General features: G+C 73.4%; 20 protein-coding genes. 12 read left to right on the top strand and 8 right to left on the bottom strand.

Annotation, left to right across the window (positions count from 1 at the left end; genetic code table 11):
* Positions 1 to 207: 207 nt before the first annotated feature.
* The 3 genes from uvrA to AB0I60_RS35025 all read left to right on the top strand — a co-directional run bounded on the left by uvrA (position 208) and on the right by AB0I60_RS35025 (position 4,728).
* Complete coding sequence (uvrA, locus tag AB0I60_RS35035; protein WP_360737898.1) at positions 208 to 3,081, top strand: excinuclease ABC subunit UvrA; 2,874 nt, start codon at positions 208 to 210, stop codon at positions 3,079 to 3,081.
* 176 nt (positions 3,082 to 3,257) lie between these two features.
* Positions 3,258 to 3,722, top strand: coding sequence for an SRPBCC family protein (locus AB0I60_RS35030; RefSeq protein WP_360737895.1), 465 nt, complete (start codon positions 3,258 to 3,260; stop codon positions 3,720 to 3,722).
* A gap of 118 nt (positions 3,723 to 3,840) precedes the next feature.
* Complete coding sequence (locus AB0I60_RS35025; RefSeq protein ID WP_360737893.1) at positions 3,841 to 4,728, top strand: hypothetical protein; 888 nt, start codon at positions 3,841 to 3,843, stop codon at positions 4,726 to 4,728.
* 73 nt (positions 4,729 to 4,801) lie between these two features.
* Here the strand turns inward: AB0I60_RS35025 and AB0I60_RS35020 are convergent, their stop codons facing one another.
* Genes AB0I60_RS35020 through AB0I60_RS35010 form a run of 3 tightly spaced genes read right to left on the bottom strand, consistent with a single transcriptional unit; the run spans position 4,802 to position 9,074 of the window.
* The gene (locus tag AB0I60_RS35020) at positions 4,802 to 6,196 is read right to left on the bottom strand and encodes a gluconate:H+ symporter (protein ID WP_360737890.1); all 1,395 of its coding nucleotides are present in this window, start codon (positions 6,194 to 6,196) and stop codon (positions 4,802 to 4,804) included.
* A complete protein-coding gene (locus tag AB0I60_RS35015) occupies positions 6,193 to 7,779 on the bottom strand; it encodes a D-aminoacylase (RefSeq protein WP_360737888.1) in 1,587 nt (528 codons plus the stop codon). The genes AB0I60_RS35020 and AB0I60_RS35015 overlap by 4 nt, the downstream gene beginning before the upstream one ends.
* 14 nt (positions 7,780 to 7,793) lie before the next feature.
* Entirely contained in the window at positions 7,794 to 9,074 is a 1,281-nt protein-coding gene (locus AB0I60_RS35010; protein WP_360737886.1) for an amino acid deaminase, read from the bottom strand.
* A 93-nt stretch (positions 9,075 to 9,167) separates the two neighbouring features.
* Here AB0I60_RS35010 and AB0I60_RS35005 point away from each other — a divergent pair, with 93 nt between their 5' ends.
* The 3 genes from AB0I60_RS35005 (at position 9,168) to AB0I60_RS34995 (ending at position 11,420) form a co-directional block, all read left to right on the top strand.
* On the top strand, positions 9,168 to 10,139 hold the full coding sequence (locus AB0I60_RS35005) for a sugar kinase (protein WP_360737884.1): 972 nt from the start codon (positions 9,168 to 9,170) through the stop codon (positions 10,137 to 10,139).
* Positions 10,136 to 10,885: an IclR family transcriptional regulator gene (locus AB0I60_RS35000; RefSeq protein ID WP_360737882.1), complete on the top strand. Its 750-nt coding sequence runs from the start codon at positions 10,136 to 10,138 to the stop codon at positions 10,883 to 10,885. Before AB0I60_RS35005 ends, AB0I60_RS35000 begins: the two co-directional genes overlap by 4 nt.
* Before the next feature lie 148 nt (positions 10,886 to 11,033).
* Positions 11,034 to 11,420, top strand: coding sequence for a RidA family protein (locus AB0I60_RS34995; RefSeq protein WP_360737880.1), 387 nt, complete (start codon positions 11,034 to 11,036; stop codon positions 11,418 to 11,420).
* Between the two features lie 154 nt (positions 11,421 to 11,574).
* On the opposite strand, the gene AB0I60_RS34990 is transcribed toward AB0I60_RS34995, so the two are convergent.
* Complete coding sequence (locus AB0I60_RS34990) at positions 11,575 to 13,854, bottom strand: helix-turn-helix domain-containing protein (protein WP_360737878.1); 2,280 nt, start codon at positions 13,852 to 13,854, stop codon at positions 11,575 to 11,577.
* A 213-nt stretch (positions 13,855 to 14,067) separates the two neighbouring features.
* Between AB0I60_RS34990 and AB0I60_RS34985 the strand changes: the two genes are divergently transcribed.
* Positions 14,068 to 14,703, top strand: coding sequence for a hypothetical protein (locus tag AB0I60_RS34985; protein WP_360737875.1), 636 nt, complete (start codon positions 14,068 to 14,070; stop codon positions 14,701 to 14,703).
* Here the strand turns inward: AB0I60_RS34985 and AB0I60_RS34980 are convergent.
* Positions 14,700 to 15,170 carry a YfbM family protein gene (locus AB0I60_RS34980; protein WP_360738009.1) on the bottom strand — a complete coding sequence of 157 codons (471 nt, stop codon included), beginning with the start codon at positions 15,168 to 15,170 and terminating at the stop codon, positions 14,700 to 14,702. The genes AB0I60_RS34985 and AB0I60_RS34980 overlap by 4 nt on opposite strands.
* 74 nt (positions 15,171 to 15,244) lie before the next feature.
* Positions 15,245 to 15,595, bottom strand: coding sequence for a DUF1844 domain-containing protein (locus tag AB0I60_RS34975; RefSeq protein WP_360737873.1), 351 nt, complete (start codon positions 15,593 to 15,595; stop codon positions 15,245 to 15,247).
* A gap of 265 nt (positions 15,596 to 15,860) precedes the next feature.
* On the opposite strand from AB0I60_RS34975, the gene infC reads away from it, so the two are divergent.
* The 4 genes from infC (at position 15,861) to AB0I60_RS34955 (ending at position 18,025) form a co-directional block, all read left to right on the top strand.
* Complete coding sequence (gene infC, locus AB0I60_RS34970) at positions 15,861 to 16,472, top strand: translation initiation factor IF-3 (RefSeq protein ID WP_360737871.1); 612 nt, start codon at positions 15,861 to 15,863, stop codon at positions 16,470 to 16,472.
* Between the two features lie 69 nt (positions 16,473 to 16,541).
* A complete protein-coding gene (gene rpmI / locus AB0I60_RS34965; protein ID WP_015804175.1) occupies positions 16,542 to 16,736 on the top strand; it encodes a 50S ribosomal protein L35 in 195 nt (64 codons plus the stop codon).
* Positions 16,737 to 16,802: 66 nt separating this feature from the next.
* Positions 16,803 to 17,192 (top strand): 50S ribosomal protein L20, encoded by a 390-nt coding sequence (rplT, locus tag AB0I60_RS34960; RefSeq protein ID WP_360737868.1) that lies wholly within the window; start codon positions 16,803 to 16,805, stop codon positions 17,190 to 17,192.
* Positions 17,189 to 18,025, top strand: coding sequence for an RNA methyltransferase (locus AB0I60_RS34955; protein ID WP_360738006.1), 837 nt, complete (start codon positions 17,189 to 17,191; stop codon positions 18,023 to 18,025). Before rplT ends, AB0I60_RS34955 begins: the two co-directional genes overlap by 4 nt.
* A gap of 150 nt (positions 18,026 to 18,175) precedes the next feature.
* Here the strand turns inward: AB0I60_RS34955 and AB0I60_RS34950 are convergent, their stop codons facing one another.
* On the bottom strand, positions 18,176 to 20,974 hold the full coding sequence (locus tag AB0I60_RS34950) for a hypothetical protein (protein ID WP_360737865.1): 2,799 nt from the start codon (positions 20,972 to 20,974) through the stop codon (positions 18,176 to 18,178).
* A complete protein-coding gene (locus AB0I60_RS34945) occupies positions 20,971 to 22,725 on the bottom strand; it encodes an HSP90 family protein (RefSeq protein ID WP_360737863.1) in 1,755 nt (584 codons plus the stop codon). Before AB0I60_RS34945 ends, AB0I60_RS34950 begins: the two co-directional genes overlap by 4 nt.
* 436 nt (positions 22,726 to 23,161) lie before the next feature.
* Between AB0I60_RS34945 and pheS the strand changes: the two genes are divergently transcribed.
* Positions 23,162 to 24,229, top strand: a complete 1,068-nt coding sequence (pheS, locus tag AB0I60_RS34940; RefSeq protein WP_360737861.1) for a phenylalanine--tRNA ligase subunit alpha — start codon at positions 23,162 to 23,164, stop codon at positions 24,227 to 24,229.

Raw genomic sequence — 24,229 nt, 5'->3', positions numbered from 1 at the left:
TCGGCCGAATGGCCTATCGTTCCAGCGTAGGGCTGTTCGCTACCGCCCGGTAGAGCCGTTGGCGCACGATCGCGGATCCGCCCGCCCGTTTTTGTCGGTGGTCGCCTCTACCATGGTGGCCGCCCTCCCCGACAGGCCCGCCGAGGTGGTCCAGTACGCTTTCGAACGCCTGTTCGGGGGATGGTCGAAATACCGAAGGGAACCGTTGTGGCTGACCGCCTTGTCGTTCGCGGCGCGCGCGAGCACAACCTGCGGGGTGTGGACCTCGACCTGCCGAGGGACAGCCTCATCGTGTTCACCGGCCTGTCCGGCTCGGGCAAGTCCAGCCTCGCCTTCGACACCATCTTCGCGGAGGGCCAGCGCCGCTACGTCGAGTCGCTGTCGGCCTACGCCCGCCAGTTCCTCGGCCAGATGGACAAACCGGACGTCGACTTCATCGAGGGCCTGTCGCCCGCCGTCTCCATCGACCAGAAGTCGACCAGCCGCAACCCGCGCTCGACGGTCGGCACCATCACCGAGGTCTACGACTACCTGCGCCTGCTCTACGCCCGCGCGGGCAAGCCGCACTGCCCGACCTGCGGTGAGGCCATCTCCAAGCAGACCCCGCAGCAGATCGTGGACCAGGTGCTGGCGATGAAGGCGGGCACCAAGTTCCAGGTGCTCGCGCCGGTCATCCGGGGCCGCAAGGGCGAGTACCTGGACCTGTTCTCCACCCTCCAGTCCCAGGGCTACTCGCGCGCCAAGGTCGACGGCGCGGTGTACGCGCTGGGCGAGGTGCCCAAGCTCAAGAAGCAGGAGAAGCACCACATCGCGGTGGTGATCGACCGGCTCAGCGTCAAGGCGGGCTCGAAGCAGCGGCTGACCGACTCGGTGGAGACCGCGCTGCGGTTGGCCGACGGCCTGGTCGAGCTGGAGTTCGTGGACGTGCCGGAGGACGACCCGACCCGGGTGCGCGGCTTCTCCGAGAACCTGGCCTGCCCGAACGGCCACCCGCTGGCCATCGAGGACCTCGAACCCCGGTCCTTCTCGTTCAACTCGCCCTACGGCGCGTGCCCGACCTGCACCGGCATCGGCGTGCGCAAGGAGGTCGACCCGGAGCTGGTCGTCCCGGACGACGAGCTGTCGCTCGCGGACGGGGCGATCGCCCCCTGGGCGTCCGGCCAGACCGCCGAGTACTTCGGCCGGCTGCTGGAGGCGCTGTCGCTGGCCATCGGCTTCCGGATGGACACGCCGTGGCGGCAGCTCCCGGCGAAGGCGCAGAAGGCGGTCCTGCACGGCTCGACCGAGCAGGTCAACGTCCGCTACAAGAACCGCTACGGCCGCGAGCGCTCCTACTACGCCAACTTCGAGGGCGTCATCCCGTTCCTGGAGCGGCGGCAGGAGCAGACCGAGTCCGAGCAGATGCGGGAGAAGTACGAGGGCTACATGCGGGAGGTGCCGTGCCCGGTGTGCCAGGGCACCCGCCTCAAGCCGGAGATCCTCGCGGTCACGCTGCACCACGGGCGCAAGGGCGACAAGTCCATCGCCGAGGTGTGCGCGATGTCGGTGTCCGAGTGCTCGGAGTTCCTCGACGGCCTCAAGCTCGCCAAGCGCGAGTCGATGATCGCCGGCGCGGTGCTCAAGGAGATCCAGGCCCGGCTGCACTTCCTGCTCGACGTCGGCCTGGACTACCTGTCCCTGGACCGCGCGTCCGGCACGCTGTCAGGCGGCGAGGCGCAGCGCATCCGGCTGGCCACCCAGATCGGCTCCGGCCTGGTCGGCGTGCTCTACGTGCTGGACGAGCCGTCGATCGGCCTGCACCAGCGCGACAACCACCGCCTGATCGAGACGCTGACCCGGCTGCGCGACCTGGGCAACACGCTGATCGTGGTGGAGCACGACGAGGACACCATCCGCACGTCGGACTGGGTGGTCGACATCGGCCCCGGCGCGGGCGAGCACGGCGGCCGGGTGGTGCACAGCGGCACCTACCAGGAGCTGCTGGCGAACGAGGAGTCGGTCACCGGCGCGTACCTGGCGGGTCGCCAGGAGATCCCGATGCCGCTGACCCGCCGCGCGGTCGACAAGAAGCGCCAGCTCACGGTGGTGGGCGCGCGCGAGCACAACCTGCGCGGCATCGACGTGTCGTTCCCGCTGGGCTGCCTGGTGTCGGTGACCGGCGTGTCGGGCTCCGGCAAGTCGACGCTGGTCAACGACATCCTGGCGACCGTGCTGGCGAACAAGCTCAACGGCGCGCGCCAGGTGCCCGGCCGGCACACCCGGATCAAGGGCCTGGAGCAGGTCGACAAGCTGGTCCAGGTCGACCAGTCGCCGATCGGCCGGACCCCGCGCTCGAACGCGGCGACCTACACCGGGGTGTTCGACCACATCCGCAAGCTGTTCGCGGCGACCACCGAGGCGAAGGTGCGCGGCTACCAGCCCGGCCGGTTCTCGTTCAACGTCAAGGGCGGGCGCTGCGAGGCGTGCGCGGGCGACGGCACCATCAAGATCGAGATGAACTTCCTGCCGGACGTCTACGTCCCGTGCGAGGTGTGCAAGGGGGCCCGGTACAACCGGGAGACCCTGGAGGTGCACTACAAGGGCAAGACCATCTCCGAGGTGCTGGACATGCCGATCGAGGAGGCTGCGGGCTTCTTCGAACCGATCAACGCCATCCACCGCCACCTGCGGACGCTGGTGGACGTCGGGCTCGGCTACGTGCGGCTGGGCCAGCCCGCGCCGACCCTGTCCGGCGGTGAGGCGCAGCGCGTGAAGCTGGCCTCCGAGCTGCAGAAGCGGTCGACGGGCAAGACGGTCTACATCCTCGACGAGCCGACCACGGGCCTGCACTTCGAGGACATCCGCAAGCTGCTGGGCGTGATCAACGGCCTGGTGGACAAGGGCAACACGGTGATCGTGATCGAGCACAACCTCGACGTGATCAAGACGTCGGACTGGTTGGTCGACATGGGGCCGGAGGGTGGCTCGGGCGGTGGCACGGTGATCGCCGAGGGCACGCCCGAACAGGTCGCGGACGTGGCCGGCAGCTACACCGGCCAGTTCCTGCGCGAGGTGGTGGGCACGGCCGCCGCCGCGGTCTGAGCCGAGAGGTGCGCCGAGAGGTGCGCCGAGCGCCCGGTCCGGGCACCTCGGACCCGCCGGGCGGTCACGGTCCGTGGTGGGCCGGGAGTGGGCGGAAGTGCCACGCCACCCGGAATCCGGGTATCGCCCGAATGGTCCACTGGTGCGGTCGGTCGCGCTGGACGACCATCACGACCATGCCGTTGAACTCCTACCGCTTCCGCAGCACCTGGCTGGTCGACTCGCCGCCCGGGGAGACCTTCGACGTGCTGGCCGACCTGGCCAGTTACCCGCAGTGGTGGCCGGAGGTGCGGGAGGCGAGGCAGATCGCGGACCGGGCCGCCGAGCTGCGCTGCCGGTCGCTGCTGCCGTACGACCTCGTCTTCGAGACCTGGCACAACGCGAACGACCCGGGCGCGGGGCTGCTGCGCGCCGACCTGGTCGGCGACCTGGAGGGCACGGCGAGCTGGCGCGTCGAGGCGGACGGCGCGGGCACGCGGCTGGTCTACGAGCAGGAGGTGGAGGTGCGCAAGACCCTGCTGCGCCGGATCGCGCTGGTCAGCCGCCCGGTGCTCAAGGCCAACCACGAGCTGATGATGCGCCACGGCCGGCGCGGCCTGCGCGCCTACCTGGCTGGGTTCCGGGCCGCGCGCCGCGCTTAGCGGCGGGGCCGATCCGAAGTCCCTCCGGATCGGGGTGAACCGTTCCGGCTCGGCAGCCGTGTCGGGGGCGAGTCGGTTGCCGCAGCGGAAGCGAGCGAACACCCCCAGGAGGTCTGCCATGTCCCGTACTCGTGCGCTCTTCTTCGGGGCCGTCGCGCTGGTGCTGCTCGCCGCGTGCGGCCGGGGCACGGAGGGAGGCGACCCGGTGCCCGCCGCCGGCGGGGGAGCGGTCGCCGAGCGCCTCGGCCGGGTCGACCCGGCGGCGGGGGACGCGACCCTGCTGGGCACCGCCGCAGTGCCAACGCTGGGCACCGTGCTGACCGACGGCAAGGGCATGACGCTGTACCGCTTCGACGAGGACACCGCCAAGCCGTCCGCGTCCACCTGCGACGGTGAGTGCGCCGCGAAGTGGCCGCCGCTGGTCGCCCAGGCGGCCGAGTTCGAGGTGAGCGGCGTCGACCGGGCCCTGGTGTCCACGGTGGACCGCGCGGACGGCGTCCGGCAGGTCACCGTGGCCGGGTGGCCGGTCTACCGCTTCGCGCAGGACACCGCACCCGGCGACGCGAAGGGCCAGGGCGTGGGCGGCACGTGGTTCGCCGCCGCGCCGGACGGCAGGAAGGTCGTGCCGGCGTCGGCGGGCTCGGCGGGCTCGGTGCTGGCCACCGCCTCGATCGGGAACCTGGGCACGGTGCTCACCGACGCCGAGGGCATGACGCTGTACCGCTTCGACAGGGACACCGCGAAGCCGCCGACCTCCAACTGCACTGGCGACTGCGTGGCGACCTGGCCGCCGCTGCTGGTCGAGTCGACCGAGTTCGAGGTGCGGGGCGTGGACCGGTCGCTGGTCGGCACCGTGACCCGGGTGGGCGGCCAGCGGCAGGTGACCGTGGCCGGGTGGCCGCTGTACCGGTTCTCCGGCGACGAGGTCTGCGGCGAGGCCGAGGGCCAGGGCGTGGGCGGGGTGTGGTTCGCCGCCAAGCCGGACGGTGGGAAAGCCGGCTCCTAGACCACCTGGCGCCCCTCGGAAGGCCAGTGCCCGCCGGGAGTTCCGGCGGGCACTGGCACACGCGGGACCGGCGTCAGACCACGAGGCTGAGCAGGGCCGCGACGGCGAAGCCCACCACCGACAGGATGGTCTCCAGCACCGTCCACGTCTGGAGGGTCTCCTTGACCGACAGCCCGAAGTACCGCGACACGATCCAGAAACCGCCGTCGTTGACGTGCGAGGCGATGATCGACCCGGCCGCGATCGCCATCACGACCAGCGCGAGCTGCGGCTGCGAGTAGCCGAGTTCGCCGACGACCGGCGCGACGATCCCCGTCGTGGTCACGATCGCCACGGTCGCCGAGCCCTGCGCGATCCGCAGCGCGCAGCTGATCACGTAGGACAGCGCGATCACCGGCAGGCCGAGGTCGGCCAGCGACGTGGACAGGGCTTTGCCCACGCCCGTCGCGGACAGCACCGCGCCGAAGAACCCGCCCGCGCCGACCACCAGCAGGATCATCGCCACCGGCCGCAGCGACGCCGCCGACAGCTCGGTGACCTGCTCGCGGGTCATGCCGCGCCGGTAGCCCAGCAGCCAGAACGCCAGCAGCACCGCGATGGTCAGCGCCACGGCCGGCGTGCCGAGGAACGCGAACACGCCCAGCGCCGCCGAACCCTTGGGCAGCAGGATGCTGCCGAACGTCCCGGACAGGATCAGCACCAGCGGCACCGCGATGATGCCCAGCACCAGCGACAGCGGCGGCTCCGGCCGGGACTGGTCGCCGCGCAGCTTCTCGGCCGCCGCGAGCATCTCCTCGGGCACCGGCACGACGACCTTCTTGCCCACCCACGCCGAGAACAGCACGCCGCCGAGGAACCACGCCGGGACCGCCACGGCCAGCGCCATGATGATGATCCACCCCAGCGAGACGTGCAGCAGGCCGGCGGCGGCGACGGGACCGGGGTGCGGCGGCATGAACGCGTGCATCACCGACAGGCCCGCCAGCAGCGGCAGCGCGTAGAGCACGATCGACCGGCCGCCGCGCTTGGCCGCCGCGTAGACCAGCGGGGCGAGCACGAAGATGCCGATGTCGAAGAACACCGGCACGCCGAACACCAGGCCGGCGAGGCCCATGGCCAGCGGCGCGCGCTTCTCGCCGAACGCGCGCAGCAGCGTGCGCGTGAGCACCTCGGCCCCGCCGGACGCCTCCAGGATCGACCCGAGCAGGGTGCCGAGCCCGATGATCGCCGCGACGTGCCCGAGGATGCCGCCGAACCCGTTCTCCAGCAACGTCCCGGACGCCTTCTGCGCGGAGCCGACGATCTGCTCCACCGGCAGCCCGGCAGCCAGCGCCACGGTCAGGCCGACCACGAGCAGGGCGATGAACGGCTCCACCTTGAGCCGGATGATCAGCACCAGCAGCAGGGCGATGGCCAACCCGGACAGGGTCAGCAGCCCGCCGGTGCTGTGCTGCAGCCAGTCGATCACGCGCGGCCTCCGGGGTTGCGCAGGGAATGGCCGGCCAGGGCACCCGTCGGCCTGCCGTCGTCGATCACGGGAACCCCGTTGACCAGCACGTGCGGGATGCCCGAGGCGGTCTGCCGGGGTTCGTCGAAGGTGGCGGTGTCGGTCACCGCGTCGGGGTCGAACAGCACCAGGTCCGCCGCCCAGCCCTCGCGGACCAGACCCCGGTCGGTGAGGCGCAAGCGCTTGGCGGCACGGCCGGTGAGGTGCGCGACGCACTCCTCCAGCCCCAGCACGCCCAGCTCGCGCACGTACCGGGCGAGGTAGCGGGGGAACGTGCCCCACGCGCGCGGGTGCGGCCGGTCGCCGACCAGCAGCCCGTCGCTGCCGCCGGTGTGCGCCGGGTGCCGCATGATCGCCTGCACGTTGTCCTCGTGGCCGACGTGCATCAGGCACGACGTGCCGAGGCGTTCGGCTACCAGCACGTCGAAGTACAGCTCGGCGGGCGCGCGCCCGGCGGCCCGTGCCGACTCGGCGACGCTGCGCCCGACCAGGTGCGCGTTCTCGGCCCGGCGCACGCCGTTGATCTCGATGGTGGCCCAGTCGACCGGCACGCCGTGGCAGCCGTCCGACCCGGTGTCCTCGATCTCCGCCCTGATCCGCTCGCGGGTGTCCGGGTCGGACAGCCGCGCCAGGGTGGCGTCCGGGCCGCCCTCGCCGCTCCAGCTCGGCAGCAGCGCGGACAGGTAGGTCGCGCCCGGCAGGTACGGGTAGGTGTCCAGGGTGATGTCCACGCCGTCCGCGATCGCGCCGTCCAGCAGCGCCAGCAGCTCGCCCGCGCGGCCCCGGTTGACCTCGAAGTTCATCGTGGCGTGCGCCAGGTGCAGCGGGCAGCCGGACGCCCGCGACACGTCCACCATCTCCGCGTACGCCTCCAGCGCGCCCGCGCCGTACGAGCGGTGGTGGGGGCTGTAGTACCCGCCGAGTTCGCCGACCACGCGGCACAGCGCGACCAGCTCGTCCACGCCCGCGTACATGCCGGGCGTGTAGGTCAGGCCCGACGACATGCCGATGGCGCCCTGGGCCAGCGAGTCGGCCAGGGTCGCCCGCATCCGGTCCAGCTCGGCGGCGGTGGCCGGCCGGTCGTCCCAGCCGACGCACAGCATCCGCAACGTGCCCTGCGGGACGAGGTAGGCGGCGTTGACCGCGATGCCCCGGTCCAGCCGGTCCAGGTATTCGCCGACGGACCGCCAGTTCCAGTCGAACCCGGCGGGGTCGTCGTTCCAGCCGGCGAGCTGCCCGCGCAGGGCGGCCAGGACGGAGTCGTCCACGGGCGCGTAAGACAACCCGTCCTGGCCTAGCACTTCGGTGGTCACGCCTTGCGAGACCTTGGCCAGGTGGTCGGGCCGGGCGAGCACCTGGAGGTCGGAGTGGGAGTGCATGTCGATGAAGCCCGGTGCGAGCACCAGGCCGTCCGCGTCGACCGCGCGGCCCCCGCTCGCGTCGCCGATGGCCGCGATCCGGCCGTCCCGCACGCCCACGTCCGCCCGGTAGCCGGGAGCGCCCGTGCCGTCCACCACGAGCGCGCCCTTGAAGACGATGTCCACGCCGCCGTCCTTTCTCAGAAGTACGTGCGCACCAGGTCGACCACGGTGGTGCCGTCGACCACCGGGAGGAGCTGCCACTTGTCGAACACCGTGCACGGGTGGGACAGGCCGAAGCCCACCCAGTCGCCGACCTCGACGGCGGAGGAGCCCTCGGGCAGGGCCAGGAACGTGTGCTGGTCGTTGAGCGCGGTGACCGTCGCGTCCAGGGGCCGCTGCACGCCGTCCCGGCCGCGCACCACCTGGGGCTCGGGCAGGCCCTCGTCGAACGACGCGTCGCGCTTGCCCATGGTCAGCAGGGCCAGGCCGGGTTCGGGCTTGGACGTCACCTGCGCCCACGCCCGCAGCGCCGACCGGAACGGCTGTTCGCCGGCGACCCGGCCGAACGGCGAGATGCCCCGGTAGAAGCCGTCGTCGTGGGTCACGTACGCGCCGCTGCGCACCACGGGCAGCACCGGGAACGGCCACGACCCGCCCAGTTTCGCGGCCACCTGGTCGAAGTACGCGCTGCCGCCCGCCGTGACGACCGGCTCGGGCACCTCGAACAGGTCGTGCACCTCGACGGTGAACGCGCGCAGGTCGTCCAGGTAACCGTCCACAGCGGACAGCGCGGCGGGGGAGGAGTCGTGGGCGAGCGCGCCCTCGTAGCCGGCGGTCCCGGCCAGCCGCAGCGCGGGGCTGCGCACGACGGCGCGGGCCACCTCGACAGCCGTCGCCCGGTCCCGCGCCCCGGTCCGCCCGCCGGGTGCGCCCAGCTCCACCAGCACGTCCACCGGGCGGTCGACCGCGCCCAGCGCCTCGGTCATCAGCTCGACCCCGGCGACGGAGTCCGCCCAGCAGGTGAACTCGAACGACGGGTCGGCGGCCAGCTCGGCGGCGACCCAGGCGAGCCCGGCGGGGTCCACGAGCTGGTTGGCCAGCAGCACCCGGCGCACCCCGAACGCCCGGTACACCCGCAGCTGGCTGGTGTTCGCGGCGGTGATGCCCCACGCGCCGAGTCCCAGTTGGCGGGCGAACAACTGGGGTGCCATGGTCGTCTTGCCGTGCGGGGCCAGCAGCACGCCGTGCGCCGCGCACCAGCGGGCCATGGTGCCCAGGTTGTGCTCCAGCGCCGAGGCGTCGAGCACGACCAGCGGGCCGACGAAGCCGTCGGCGAACAGGTCGGGCCGGCGGTCGGCCACTTCCGCGAGGGTCGCGCCGAACGCGCTCGCGGGCAGGCCCTTGAACCGCCAGTCCACGCGCTCGGCGCGGATCGCGGCCACGGCGTCGTGGTCGATGTCCACTGTCTCGCTCCTCACGTTGCGTCTTCCGCAACGGCTATTGCGCGATGTGATGATGAGTTGTGTAACATTCGGCTGCCGCCTCGTCAATCAAAGGGCTCGGAGGAGCGGATGCGGTTCGACCTAACGGGCGGCGTGGTGTGCCTGGGCGAGACCATGGTGGTGCTGGTGCCCGCCGACCCCGGTCCGGTGCGCGAGGTGCGCACCTGGACGCGGGCCATCGGCGGGGCCGAGTCCAACGTGGCCATCCACCTGGCGCGGCTGGGGCTGCGCAGCCGGTGGGTGGGCGCGGTGGGGGACGACGCGTTCGGCGGTGCCGTGCTCGACTTCGTGCGCGGTGCGGGCGTCGACGTGTCGGGGGTGCGGGTGGACCCGACCCGGCCCACCGGTCTCTACGTGAAGGAAGCGGACGCGGCGGGCAGCCCCGTCCGGTACTACCGGCGCGGTTCGGCGGCGTCCGCGATGGGGCGCGACGCGCTGGACCGGCTCGACCTCGACGGCGTGCGGCTGCTGCACCTGAGCGGCATCACCGCCGCGCTGTCCGACAGCTGCCTGGACCTGGTGCGGGAAGCGCTGTCCCGCCCGCGCCGGCACCTCGTGTCGTTCGACCTCAACTGGCGGCCGGCGCTGTGGCCGGACCGCGACCCGTCCGTGCTGCTGGACCTGGCGGACGCGGCCGACATCGTGCTCACCGGCGCGGACGAGGCCGAAGCGGTGTGGGGCACCGGCGACCCGGCCAAGCTGCGCACCCTGCTGCCCACGCCGCGCACCATCGTGGTCAAGCAGGGCGACCAGGGCGCGACCCTGGTCGAGGACGACGTCACCACCTACCAGGAGGCGCTGAAGGTCGAGGTCGTCGAGCCGGTCGGCGCGGGCGACGGGTTCGCCGCCGGCTACCTGGCCGCCCACCTGGCCGGCCTGGAGCCGACACGCCGACTGCGCGCCGGCCACCTCCAGGCGGCTGCGGCGCTGCTCACCAGCGAGGATGTGGGCGAACCGCTGCCGGCCGGGGTGACCGGGCCGCTGCTGGACGCCGATCCGGCGACGTGGGCCGCCGCGCACCTGAGGAGACGAGTGGGATGAGTCAGAGCCTGGACCGGGCGTTGACCCTGATGGGGGAGCTGGCCAAGGGTGCCAAGACGCTGGACGAGCTGTCGGCGGTCATCGAGGTGCACAAGTCGACCACGCTGAGGTTGTTGCGCACCTTGGAATCGCACCGGTTCGTCAGACGCGACGGCGTGCACCACTACCGGCTCGGCGCGGCGCTGTTCGACCTCGCCAACCGCGCGCTGGAAGAACGGGACGTCCGCCGCGCGGCCGAACCCGCCCTGCGCGACCTCAACGCCCGCTTCGGGTACACCGTGCACCTGGCGTCCTACGAGGGCGGCGAGGTCATCTACATCGACAAGTACGACAGCACCCACCCGATGCGCATGTACTCGCGCATCGGCCGGCGCGCGCCGCTGCACTGCACGGCCGTCGCCAAGGTGCTGCTGTCGGACCTGCCGGAGGCCCGCCGCCGCGAGATCGCCGCGACCATCGACTACGTCCCGCTGACCGCGAACACCATCACCACCCCCGCCGCGTACCTCCAGGAGCTGGACCGGGTGCGGGCGCGCGGGTACGCCGTCGACAACGCCGAGCACGAGGACTTCATCCACTGCCTGGCCGTGCCCATCCGGGGCGCGCGGGGCGAGTTCGTGGCGGCGCTGTCGATGTCGGTGCCCAAGGTGATGCTCGACTTCGACGGCCTGATGTCCCACCTGCCGGACCTGCTCGCCACGGCGCGCGCGGCCTCGCTGGAATGCGGCTGGTCGCCCCGCGACTGAGCCGCGCCCGCCACCCGAGCCATCCCGCGCAGTCCGAACCCAAGCCATCCCACGCAGTTCGAACCCCAACCACCGCGCGAAGCCGCGTCTTCCCAGCGGCTTCGCCCGCCTCGGCGGAGCCGAGGCAATCCAACACAGGAGAACGAGCATGTCCAAGACCGAGATCCGCACCTCCAACGCACCTGCTCCGGTGGCGGCCTTCTCCCAGGGCGTCCGCAAGGGCAACGTGCTCCAGGTCGCGGGCCAGGTCGCGTTCGACCCGGCGACCGGCGCGATCGTCGGCGAGACGGTCGCCGAGCAGACCAAGCAGGCGCTGGCCAACGTGGTCGCCGTGCTGGAGGCGGCGGGCGCGTCGCTGGAAGACGTGCTCATGCTCCGCGTCTACCTCACCGACACCGCGCACTTCGGCGAGATGAACGAGGCTTACGGCCAGGTCGTCACCGCGCAGCCGTTCCCCGCCCGCACCACGGTGTACGTCGGGCTCCCCGAAGGTCTGCTGGTGGAGATCGACGCGCTCGCCGTGGTGGGCGACTGACGGTGACCCCGACGCGCCGCGTCGGCTGATCGGGTGACTCCGCGTACTTCTGCCGGTTGTTCTGCGTGGTGCGCGGCTTCGCCCGGCGGTTGACTTGGGACATCCCAGTAGTCGCGCGTCACGGAAGGACCACACGGCGATGGCCAGGAACGCCTCACCGATCGGCTGACCGCGATTCGGCGGCCCGTGACCGGCACCGTGCTGCCGCCTCCGGGTCGCCGAGCTCGTCGTGCGCCTCGGCCAGCACCTCCAGCACCGCGCCGGCCCGGTGGAGCCGGTGCCCGGTGGCGAGTTCGTCCGCCACGACCAGCTCCGCCCGCGCCCGCTCCGGGTCGCCGAGCCGGAGCAGCGCCAGCCCGCGCAGGTGCCGGGCGTCGCACGTGCTGCCGGGCGCGCTGGCGGCGGTCGAGTGCCCCAGCGCCTCCTCGGCGGTGGTCAGCACCTCCGACCAGCGCCCCAGCTCCACCAGGCTCTCCGCCGTGCGGGTCAGCAGGCTGGCGAGCATCTCGTCCCGCAGCACCGGCGCGATGTCCAGCGCCCCGGACCGGACGTCGGCCACCAGCCGCCGGTGCACCCCCGCCGCCTCCTCGTAGCGCTGCAGGCCGTGCAGCACCAGCGCCAGGCACGACAGCGAGATCTGCTCGCCCAGCGGGAACCCCGCCCGGCGGAACAGCTCCTGCGCCCGCTCCGCGCTCACCCGCGCCGCGTCCAGCGCGCCCGACCGCATCTCCGACGCCGCCCGGTAGTGCACCGCCCAGCCCTGCTCCACCACGTCCTGCGCCGCCACGGCCGCGCGCCACGCCTGGTCGTGCAGCGCCAACGCCTCCCGGGGCTTGCGCTGGAGCACGCACAGCGTCCAGGTCAGGAAGTTCAGCTGCACCGCCTCGTCGCGCACGCTGCCCAGCGCCCGCGCCGCCGCGATGCCGGCGGTGAACACCTCCACCCACGTCGCCCCGTCGCCGCGCTGGTCGGAGTACCAGTGCACGGCGGTCGCCAGGTCGAGCACCTCGCGGTGCGCGCCGTCGGCCGCCGCCCACCGCAGCGCACCCGACCAGTTGCCGGTCTCGGCGGCCAGCCACGCGTCCGCGTCCTCCCGGCCCCGCAACGACCCCGACGAGCCGGTGCGCGCGTCCGGCCCGAAGAACCCGGCCGCCGTCGTGGCCGCGCCGAGCAGCCACGACACCACCCGCCGCCGGGTGTCCTCGTGGTCGGGCTCCTCGCCGGCCAGCCGCTCGCCGGCGAACACCCGCACCAGGTCGTGGAACACGTACCGGCCGGGCGTGTCCGCCGTGTCCAGCAGGCTCATGTCGACCAGTTCTTCGAGCGTGTCCTCGGCCGCGTCGCGGTCCATCCCCGCCGCCACCGCCGCCAGCTCGGGCGTGAACGTCGCGCCGGGCACCAGCGACAGCCGCCGGAACACCAGCGCCGCCTTGCCGTCGAGCTGCCGGTAGGACATCTCGAACGCCGTGCGCACCTGGAGGTCGCCCGCCGTCAGCGCGGTCAGCCGGCGCCGCTCGTCGGCGAGCTGCCCGGCCAGGTGCGCGACCGTCCACTTGGGACGGCTGGCCAGCCGGTTGCCCGCGATCCGCAGCGCCAGCGGCAGGTGCCCGCACAACCGGGCCACGTCCCGCGCCGCCGAGTCCTCGGCCGCCACCCGCGACCGGCCCGCGATCGCGCCCAGCAGCGCCACCGAGTCGGCGTGCCCCAGCACGTCCAGGCCGAGCCGCGCCACCGCCGACAGCCCGCCCAGCACCTGCCGGGACGTGACCAGCACCAGCGACCCGAGCCCGGTCGCCAGCAGCGGCCGGACCTGAGCCTCGTCGGCGGCGTTGTCCAGCACGAGCAGCGTCGACCGCTCCCGCAGCAGCTCCCGGTACAGGTCGGAGCGCTCCGCCTCGCTGGCCGGCGGGTGCTCCACGCCCAGCGCCAGCAGCATCCGGTGCACCACCTCCGCCGGGTGCACCGGCCGGGCGTCCATGCCGCGCAGGTCGAAGAAGAAGCAGCCGTCCGCGAACCGCGACCCGAGCCGGTACCCGGCGCGCACCGCCAGCGCCGTCTTCCCCGCGCCCGGCGGGCCGTGCACCACGACCACCGACGTCGTGCCGCCCGCAGCGGCCTCGGCCAGCGCGCCCAGCGCCCGTTCCCGGCCGGTCAGGTCCGCGACGTCCGGCGGCAGCGCGCACGGCGCCACGGTCACCTGCCGCCGCGCCCGGCCCTCCTTCGCCGAGGCCACCAGGGCGTCGGACTGGTCCCGGTCCAGTTGCAGCACGGCGGCCAGCGCCTCGACCGTGCGCCGCTGCGGGCCCTTGGCCCGGCCGCGCTCCATGTCGCTGATCGCGCGGACGCTCACCCCGGAGCCGTCCGCCAGCTCCTCCTGGGTCAGCTTCACGCGCTGCCGGTGCCCGCGCAGCAGATCGCCGAAGGTCGTCCCCACCGTTCCGACAGTAGTGTGCGCGGCGGCCCCGCCCGCACCGACCATCGTCACATCCCGTGCCTGCAACCGTTTCGGCCGAACGGCGTGATCAGCGACGACGGTCGCCCCGCCCGCCGACCTGCCGGTCCCACCGCACGGACCCGGCGAACCGCCTGCCGAAGCCGGCGCGCGGCGACCTGCCCGCGGACCGGCCGGACTGGTATTGCTTCGGGCATGAAGTGGTACGCGGACCGGCCCGGCCGGTTTGGGCGACAAGTGGCCGCCGACCTCCTCGCGGCCGGCTGGGTGTGGTTCTGGGTGACCGTGGCGCTGGCCGCGCGGGACACCGTGCTGGCGCTGCGGGCACCGGGCGACCAGCTCACCCGCGCGGGCGGCGGGCTGCGCGACACGTTCAGCGACGCCGCCGCCAAGGCCCGGGACGTGCCGCTGGTCGGCGGGAAGCTCGGCGAGGCGCTGGACCGGGGCCGGGACGCGGGCGGCACCCTGGTCGACGCCGGCCGGACCCAGGTCGAGGCGGTGGAGACCGCCGCGCTGTGGCTGGCCGTCGCGCTGATCGCCGTGCCGGTGGCGTTCCTGCTCGTGACCTGGCTGCCACTGCGGCTCCGCTACGCCCGCCGGGCCGCCGCGACCGCCCGGCTGCGCGACACCGGCCGGTTCGACCTGCTCGCGCTGCAGGCGCTGAACACGTTGCCGCTGCGCGAACTCGCCCGCTTCGACGGCGACCCGGCGGACGGCTGGCGACGCCGCGACCCGGCGGTCGTCGAGGCGCTGGCGGCCCGGCAGCTCGCGGTCGGCGGGCTGCGCGCGACCCGGCGCGGCGCGACCCGGCACGGCCCCGCCCCGGTCTAGGAGATCCAGGTGAGCACGGCGTCGCCGGACCGCGCGGCCGACCGGAGGAACCGGGACAGCTCCGCGTACTCGCCGGCCAGGAGGTGGAGCGCGTCCTCGTCCGCCCACCAGGACACCGGGTACACCTCGGCCGCGACCAGGTCCTCCGGGGTGAGGTCGCCCAGCAGCGCGCCGGGGTCCGTGCGGGCGGCGAACCGGGCGGCGTCCCACACCTCGTCGCGGGTCAGGTAGCGGGGCGGGCCGTAGCCCCGGTCCTCGGCGCCCGGCACGTCGTGCTCACCCCGGACCACGTCGACCGGGAAGCCGCGCCGGCCGGTGGCGAACGCCAGCGCGTGCCACGCCTTGCCGGTGCTGTGCAGGCGGGCGTCGTCCTCGTCCACCCCGTCCACCAGCTCGCCGACCCACGCGGGGTCCTCCAGCGCGCGGTCGAGTTCGGCCAGGGTCAGGCGCAGGTGGTTCCCGATCATGCTCACCCGCCGGAGGGTAGAGCCGCACCCCGACAACGTCCCTGCGGCACGGCCCCGTGCCGCAGGGAGGGGGATCAGTAGACCGGACCGGTGAACTTCTCGCCGGGGCCCTGGCCCGGCTCGTCCGGCACGGCCGACGCCTCGCGGAACGCGCGCTGCACGGACTGGAGGCCCTCGCGCAGCGGGCCCGCGTGCGGGCCGAGGTACTCGGCCGACGCGGTGACCAGGCCGGCCAGCGCGGTGATCAGCCGGCGGGCCTCGTCCAGGTCGCGCCGGGGGCTGGTGTCGGGGTCCTCGTCGGCCAGGCCGAGGCGCTCGGCGGCGGCCGACAGCAGCATGATGGACGCCTTGCTGATCACCTCGATGCTGGGAACGTCGGACAGCTCGCGGACGTTGTCGGTAGGCAGGTCGGTCACGGGAGCCATTCTCGCAACCTCCTCGATCGGGTCGCCGGTTCGGGGGTTGACAAGGCCGTCTGGTAGCATTCTCCGCGCGACCAGTCCCCACCCGTGTGGGGACGGCAAGTGGAGCCCCGCTCCCACCCGCGCTCCACCGCCTCAGGTGGCCGGGTCCGGTCACCTCGACGGGTGGACTGCGCCCTTCGTTGTGCGATCGGTCGGAAGCGGGCCTCACACCGGGCAGGTGTGGGGCCTCTTGTCTTCGGCGCACAACGAGTCACAAAGGACGTGAATGACAAGTCCCTCGAACCGAGGTGCCCCCGCCAGCACCGAGCCGCGCATCAACGACCGCATCCGCGTGCCCGAGGTTCGACTGGTCGGGCCGAACGGCGAGCAGGTCGGGATCGTTCGCATCGAGGACGCGCTCCGACTCGCCCAGGAAGCGGATCTCGACCTCGTCGAGGTCGCCGCGCAGGCACGGCCGCCGGTCTGCAAGCTCATGGACTACGGCAAGTTCAAGTACGAGAGCGCGCAGAAGGCCCGCGAGTCGCGCCGGAACCAGCAGCTGACGGTCATCAAGGAGCAGAAGCTCCGCCCGAAGATCGACCCGCACGACTACCTGACGAAGAAGGGCCACGTGGCCCGCTTCCTGTCGCACGGGAACAAGGTCAAGGTGACCATCATGTTCCGGGGCCGTGAGCAGTCCCGGCCCGAGCTGGGTTACCGGCTGCTGCAGAGGCTGGCGGAGGACGTCGCGGAGCTGGGCTTCGTCGAGTCGAACCCGAAGCAGGACGGCCGCAACATGATCATGGTGTTGGCGCCGCACAAGACCACGAAGACCCGCCCGGTGAAGCAGGACGGCGGCGACGCCGACCACGACGCCGCGGAGTCTGTCGAGGAGTGACCTCCCGGCCCCCGGGCCGGGAGCACGCGAGGCCGCCCCACCGGGTGGCTGAACGAGACGAGGACGGACATGCCCAAGAACAAGAGCCACAGCGGGACCTCCAAGCGAGTGAAGGTCACCGGCAGCGGCAAGCTGATGCGGGAGAAGGCCGGCAAGCGCCACCTGCTGGAGAAGAAGTCCAGCAAGCTGACCCGCCGCCTCTCCGGCGCGACCGAGGTCGCCAAGAACGACGTGCCGCGCTTGAAGAAGCTGCTCGGGCTCTGAGCCTGCACTCCCCCCGTGAACACCCCGGGGCCCTGACCGGCCCCACGAGATCGACAGGACGGACCCGTGGCACGCGTCAAAAGGGCAGTGAACGCCCAGAAGAAGCGCCGTACCACCCTTGAGCTCGCCAGCGGTTACCGCGGCCAGCGTTCGAGGCTGTACCGCAAGGCCAAGGAGCAGGTGCTCCACTCGCTCAACTACGCGTACCGCGACCGCCGCGCGCGCAAGGGCGACTTCCGGAAGCTGTGGATCCAGCGCATCAACGCCGGTGTCCGCGCCAACGGCATGACCTATAACCGCTTCATCCAGGGTCTCCGCCTCGCCGAGATCGAGGTGGACCGCAAGATCCTGGCCGAGCTGGCCGTCAGCGACCCCGGCGCGTTCACCGCGCTGGTCGAGCTCGCCAAGGCCGCGCTGCCCGCCGACGTGAACGCGCCGGTCGAGGACCAGGTCTGAGCATCGCACCACGACCCGGGGACGCTCCGTTCACCGAACGGACTCCCCGGGTCGTCGCCGCTCGGCGCCTGACCCGCCGCCCCGGCCGCGACCGGGCGGGCCGGTTCCTGGCCGAGGGCGCGCAGGCGGTGCGGGAAGCACTGGCCTGGGCGTCGGCCGGCCGAGGACGGGTGCACGAGCTGTTCGTCACCCCGGCCGCTGCCGACCGCAACCCCGAGCTGGTGCGCGCGGCGATCGACGCCGGCGTGCCGGTCAGCGCCGTCACGGACAAGGCGGCGTCGGCGCTGTCGGAGACGGTGACCCCGCAGGGCGTGGTCGCGGTGTGCGACCTGGTCGAGGTGCCGCTGTCGCTGACCGGCGCGCGGCTGGTGGCGGTGCTGCACGGCGTGACCGACCCCGGCAACGCGGGCACGGTCGTCCGGGTCGCCGACGCGGCCGGTGCCGACGCGGTGGTCTTCGCGGGCGACGCGGTCGACCCGCACAACGGCAAGTGCGTGCGCGCGTCCACGGGCAGCGTCTTCCACCTGCCGATCTCGCGTTCGCGGTCGGCGGACGAGGTGTTCGCGGCGTGCCGCGCGGCCGGGCTGCGCCTGGTCGCGGCGGACGGCTACGCGGACGAGGACCTGGTCACCGCCGACCTGCGCGGCGACCTGGAGCGCCCGACGGCGTGGGTGTTCGGCAGCGAGGCGCACGGCCTGCCGGACGAGGTGGTCGCCACCCTGGACACGGCGCTGAAGGTGCCGATCTACGGCGGCGCGGAGAGCCTGAACCTGGCCACGGCCGCAGCCGTCTGCCTCTACGCCTCGGCCCGCGCCCAACGCACCACCCACTGACACCCGCCGCCGGGAAACCCCCAGGGTGTCGCCCGCCCGGCCAGTGCCCGAGCGTGCCAAGCGCTCCGCGCGGTTCGCTCGCCCAAGCCCCTCCTCGGCGGCCCCTGCCTCGGCGGCCCGGCCGGTTCGGGCGGGCCGCCGAGGATGAGGTCAGCCCTCCAGGCGGGCGGTCAGGGCGCGCAGGACCGGGTCGCCCGTGGTGGGCTTGTCCTGGGCGCGAAGGGCTTCCTCCAGCACGTTGGCCGTGTCGCCGACGATCTGCGGCGGCGTCTCGTCGGTCACCAGGCCGGCGGCCCGGCGGGCCTCCTCCTCGGCGTTGCGCGGGTCGCCGGACTCCAGCAGGAACCGCGCTCCGCGCTGGGCCAGGAACGTCTGCCAGTCCACGTCCCCGAGCCGGGCCGCCAACTCCTCGGCCACCCCGTTCTGCTCCACCGCCTCGGCGTGCTCCCCGGCCTGGTAGTGCAGGAACGCCCGGATGGCCGCGATCCGCGCCGCCAGGTGCGCGCGGTGGTCCTCGTCCTCGACGGCCGGCAGCAGCTCCTCGGCCGCCGTGAGCGCCTCGGCGGTCGCGGTGTGCTCCTCCTTGGGCAGCGCCGCCGCCGACTCGACCCACGACCCGGCGGCCTCGGCCTCGTCCGGCACCTCCTGCCACGCGCGGGCCGCGTCGGCGTACGCGCGTGCGCCCTCCATCGGCTCGTCCAGCCGGCGCAGCACGCCACCGAGCACGTCGAGCACCAGCGCCCGCCGCCACGGCTCGTCGGCCGGCACCAGCGGCAGCGCCACCTCCAGGTGCCGGCGGGCGGCCTCGTTCTCGTCCAGCCGCGAGCAGGTCTGCGCCAGCCGGTACCGCACGGGCACCACGAAGTCGTACGACACGTCGTGGCCCTCGATGACGCGGACCGCTTCCTCCAGCGCCTCGGCCGCCTCCACGAGCCGGTTCGACTTGAGGTAGCCGCCGGACAGCGCGTGGCACGCCTTCGCCACGTCCTCCGGCACGCCCAGCTCGTGACCGGCCGCGATCGCCGCGCGCAGCTCCTCCAGGTGCTGCTCCTCGACGCCGAGGCGCTCGATCGACGCCACCCGCTGCCGGTGGGTCTCCGCGGTCCACGGCCCGCGCGGCGTGCTGAAGGCGGTGACGAACTCGGTGGCCGTGCCCAGCGCCGCCGCGTCACCCCGGACGGTCTCGATCTTGAGCCGCAGCCGCAGCGCGTCGAACCGCACGGACGGCGACGGCCCGTCCGCGAGGACGCCCCGGACCAGCTCGGTCGCCTCGTCCAGCTCGCCGACGGTGGCCCGGTGCTGGGCCAGGTCGCAGCGCGCCCGCGCCACCAGGCCCGGCACCTCGGCCTCGGCCACCGCCAGGGCCTGCGCCACCAGCTCGCCCTGCTCCTCGAACTCGTCCGCGTCGGCGAGCAGGTCGGCCAGCAGCAGCCGGGACAGCACGCGGGTGTGCGGTGCGCCGGTGCGGTCGGCCTCGACGACGCACTCGCGGGCCACCAGCGCCCCGGCCTCCGGGCCCTCCTCCTCGGCCAGCAGCACCGCGCCCCGGCAGCGGTAGCGGTTGGCCAGGTCGGTCTCGCCCGCCTCGGCCAGCCGGGCGACGGCGGCGTCCAGCTCGGCGCGGACCTCGGCCGGCTGCCGGGACTGCCTGCCGACCAGCGCGCGCCGGGCCGCCACGACGGCGGCGAGGCCCTCGGGCAGCAGCGGCTCCAGGTCGGCGGGCAGCGACTTGAGCAGCCGGATGCCGGTGATGAAGTCGCCCCGGTCGAACGCCTCGGCCAGCTCGCTCGCCAGCTCCACCGGGTCGGCGGTGGGGACCGGTTCCGGTTCCGGCCCGGGGTCGGGCGCGGTGGGCGCGGGCACGGCCTGCGGCACGTGCGCGGTGTCCGCCAGGTCCAGCTTCGCCCTGATCCGGCGGCTCACCGCGTCGGTGCCGTTGCGCTCGTCGAAGCGCGCCGCGATGGCCAGCGCGCGCTCCTCCAGCAGGGCGCGCAGCTGCGGCGCGGTCAGCACCTCGACCTGGCCGTTGTCGGGCACCGCGAACTCCAGCGGTCCGGTGACCCGGCTCAGCAGCAGCGCGCCGCCCGCCGCGAAGTGCATGGCCTGCGACGGCGAGGGGGAGTGGTGCACCCGGTGCAGCTGCCGCCGCAGCAGGTCCACGCCGCGCTGCACGTTCCCGGAGGTCGCGCAGAACACCAGGTGCTCGTCCAGGTAGCCGCCGTACCGGTCGTCGCGGACCAGCCGGTAGGCCACGGTGTGCGCCTGCCGCGCCCGCTCCAGCTCGCCCAGCGCCACGAACGCCGGGGTGAGCGTGGTCAGGATGCCCTGCGGCTGGGTCGCGCAGCCGGTCTCCTTGTCGAGCTGGTGCTCGGCGTGCGCGACGGCCTCGGCGTACCGGCCCTGCCGGATCAGGTGGCCGGCCTGCTCCTCGATGACGCACGCCTCGCAGTCGCTCATCGGGCCCCGGTCCATCGCCAGGTACCGCGCGAAGTGCTCGCGGTACGCCTCCTCGTCGCCCACGTGCTCGGCGAGGTCGGCGCGCGCCCCGTGCACCGGTTGCAGGGAGAACCCGTGCTGCTGGTAGCGGGTGGCGAGCTGGTCGACGAACGAGCCGATCTGGGCCAGCGAGAACCTCGGGTCGGCGATCAGCCCGCTGACGATCCACTTGTGCGCCCAGTCGTAGCTGTGCGTCTCCCACTCGTCGAACGCCGTGGGGTCGCGCTTCTCCGCCGTGCCGCACCACGCGAACGGGGCCAGCATCAGGTCGTAGCGGCCCAGGTCGTAGGCCGACCGCAGGAGCGCGATCCGGCAGCTCACGGCCAGCGGCAGGTGGTCCACCGCGTCGGCGGTGCGCGCGGCGCGTTCCAGCGCCTCGTGCCGGGCCATGCCCTCGGGCAGGTGGTACGCCTCGACGAACTGCTGTTCGGCGGCGTTCTTCTCCTCGCTCACGCGTGCCCTCCGACGGCGCGGTCCAGCAGTTCCAGGAAAGAGCGGTTCAACGCGGCGGTGTCCTTGGGGCGCATCGGCCGCCGCGCCTGGAGCAGCGCGTGGACGTACAGCGACTCCACGGTCAGCTCCACCAGGGCCGAGTCGTCCAGCCCGGCCAGCCGCCGCACCAGCGGGTTGCGGCAGTTGAGCACCAGCCGCTGGGAGGCGTCGGACTCGTCGGACACCAGGCTGCCCAGCAGCTCCGCCCACAGCGGGTCGGCCTGCTCGCCGACCTGCTCGACGTCCCGCTTGCGCTCGCCCTCCACGTTCGTGACCAGCAGCGCGGGCAGCGAGCCGGGGTCGAAGTCGCGCGGCACGGCCTCGCAGTCGTGCCGCTCCAGCACGTCCTTCGCGAGCGCCAGCCGGTCCCGCAGTGCCCGGTCCACGTCCGGTTCCGGGTCGCCCAGGGCGGCCAGCACCTCGGTGGGCGCGACCCGCCGGGCCGCCGCCGGGCCGTCCAGCGCGACCAGCCGGTCCAGGATCTCCACGTCGTAGGCGTAACCCGCGTTGAGCAGGCCCATGCCCTGGGCGTGCGCGACCGGCGCGAGCTGGCGGAACTCGTCCACGTCCGGCACGTACGAGACCGTGCCGTGCTTGCGCTTGAACTGGCGCAGCGACTGCGCGCCGTCGGTGGTCTCGAACGGCAGCCAGCGCTCGACCAGCCGGAACATCTCGTCGTCGACCCTGGCCAGCGACTTGATGCCCAGGTGGTGCGCGTCGAGCAGGGCGGCCGTGCGGTCCGGGTCGGTCGCGTCCAGCCGGACCAGCCAGTCCCGCACCTGCCTGCCCAGCTCCTCGCGCACCGCGAGCAGCGTCTCGTCCTGGTAGAGCGCCTCGCGGCTGGCGGTGGGCCGCAGCGACGACGAGTCGACCACGCAGCGGACGAAGTACGCCCACTCCGGCAGCAGGCCCTCGATCGAGTCGCCGACGAGCATCCGCTTGAGGTAGACGCGGTGCGACTGGCGCGCGCCGGGGTGCACGCCGCGCGGCAGCACGTACGCCACGCCCGTCAGGCCCACGGTCGGCACCTCGACCGGGATCGCGTCGAACGGCTGCACGCCGAGCACGCGGGCCCCGTAGTCGAGCGCGTCCTCCAGCCACGGCAGCGCGTCCCCGGTCACCACCTCGCCCGCCACGGTCACCCGGTAGGGCAGCAGCTCGCCGTACTCGGCGACCAGGGCGCGCACGACGTCGCGCTCCAGCCAGTGCTCCGAGTCGCGGTGCGGCACCAGCTCGATGGTCGTGCCCACGGCGACGTCCCCGTCGACGGTCTCCACCTCGTAGTTGCCGGCCGCGTCGGCGGTCCAGCGCACGGCCGGCCCGCCCTTCGCCGACCGCGACACGAGCCGGATCCGCTCGGCGACGAGGAACGCCGAGAGCAGGCCGACGCCGAACTGGCCGAGGAAGCCCTGCCGGGCGAACCCCAGCTCGTCGCGCTTGGAGGTGCGACCCAGCGTGGACAGCAGGTCGTGCACCTCGCGCTCGGTCAGGCCGATGCCGGTGTCGGTGATGCGCAGGGTGCCGCCGGTGCCGGAGTCGATCGGCTCGACGACCACCTCGCCGGGCGCGTCCGGGTGGAGCGCGCGCCGGGCGGTGATCGCGTCCACCGCGTTCTGCAGCAGCTCTCGCGCGTACACGCGGGGGCTGCTGTAGAGGTGGTGGCTGAGCAGGTCGATGATCCCGCGCAGGTCGACACCGAAGGTGTGTGCCATGGGAGTGGAAGTCACCTCGGGTCAGGTACGTAGGACGGTCGATTCTAGGTGCGCGACGACGGCGGCGGACCCGGTTTTCGGCGGTTCGCCCGCCGGGTCGGCGGCTCGTACCGCACACTGTGCCGGCACCCACCGACATCGCGTCGGTACCGCACTCCCGTCGATGCCCTGACCTGGGAGAACGTCGAAATGTCGGTGTCGGTGGGCCAACGGCTCCACGATTCCCGCGCGCGACGGGCCGGACGTCGACCGCCCGGTGATCCCCGGCGGAGTCGCTTACGCCGACTTCGTGGGGGTGGAGCGGCGGGCCGGCGGACGGGGCGGGCGCGGCGGCGGTGGACCCCGCTCCGGCTCGATCGCCTAGGATCGATCCGCCGCTCCGTGCCCAAGACGGGGTGGCTTCCACACCGCGCGTGACGGGAGCTGTCCACCAACCATGTCCGGAGCCAACGACCCGTACGACCCCAAGCAGGTCGCGGCGCTCTCACCGGAGGCGCTCGACGCGGCGGTGGAGCAGGCCCGGGAGGCGTTCGCGAAGGCGTCCGACCTCGACGAGCTGGCCGCCGTCAAGCCGGGCCACCTGGGTGACCGCGCGCCCGTGCTGCTGGCCCGCCGCGAGATCGGGGCGCTGCCGCCGGCCGCGAAGGCCGACGCGGGCAAGCGGGTGAACGAGGCGCAGAACGCGGTCAAGCTCGCGTTCGAGGAGCGCCGCGCCGTGCTCCAGGCCGAACGCGACGAGCACGTGCTCCGCGAGGAGTCGGTCGACGTCACGCTGCCGTGGGACCGCGTGCCGCGCGGCGCGCGCCACCCCATCTCCACGCTCGCCGAGCGCATCGGGGACGTCTTCGTGGCCATGGGCTACGAGGTCGCCGAGGGCCCGGAGCTGGAGGTCGAGTGGTTCAACTTCGACGCCTTGAACTTCGGCAAGGACCACCCCGCGCGCACCATGCAGGACACGTTCTACGTGGCCCCCGAGGGCTCCGGCCTGGTGCTGCGCACCCACACGAGCCCCGTGCAGGCGCGCACGCTGTTGGAGCGCGAGCTGCCCGTGTACGTCGTGTGCCCCGGCCGCACCTTCCGCACCGACGAGCTGGACGCCACGCACACGCCGGTCTTCCACCAGGTCGAGGGCCTGGCCGTGGACAAGGGCCTGACCATGGGCCACCTGAAGGGCACGCTCGACGCGTTCGCGCGGGCCATGTTCGGCGAGGACTCCCGGACCCGGCTGCGGCCCAGCTTCTTCCCGTTCACCGAGCCGTCCGCCGAGGTGGACGTGTGGTTCCCGGAGAAGAAGGGCGGCGCGGGCTGGGTCGAGTGGGGCGGCTGCGGCATGGTCAACCCGAACGTGCTGCGCAACTGCGGCATCGACCCGGACGTCTACTCGGGGTTCGCGTTCGGCATGGGCCTGGAGCGCACCCTGCAGTTCCGCAACGGACTGCCCGACATGCGCGACATGGTCGAAGGCGATGTCCGCTTCACCCAGCCATTCGGAACGGAGGCATGA

Source organism: Actinosynnema sp. NPDC050436, assembly GCF_040655415.1.
Taxonomy (GTDB): Bacteria; Actinomycetota; Actinomycetes; order Mycobacteriales; family Pseudonocardiaceae; genus Actinosynnema.
This window is presented reverse-complemented; position numbering and strand designations above follow the sequence as displayed.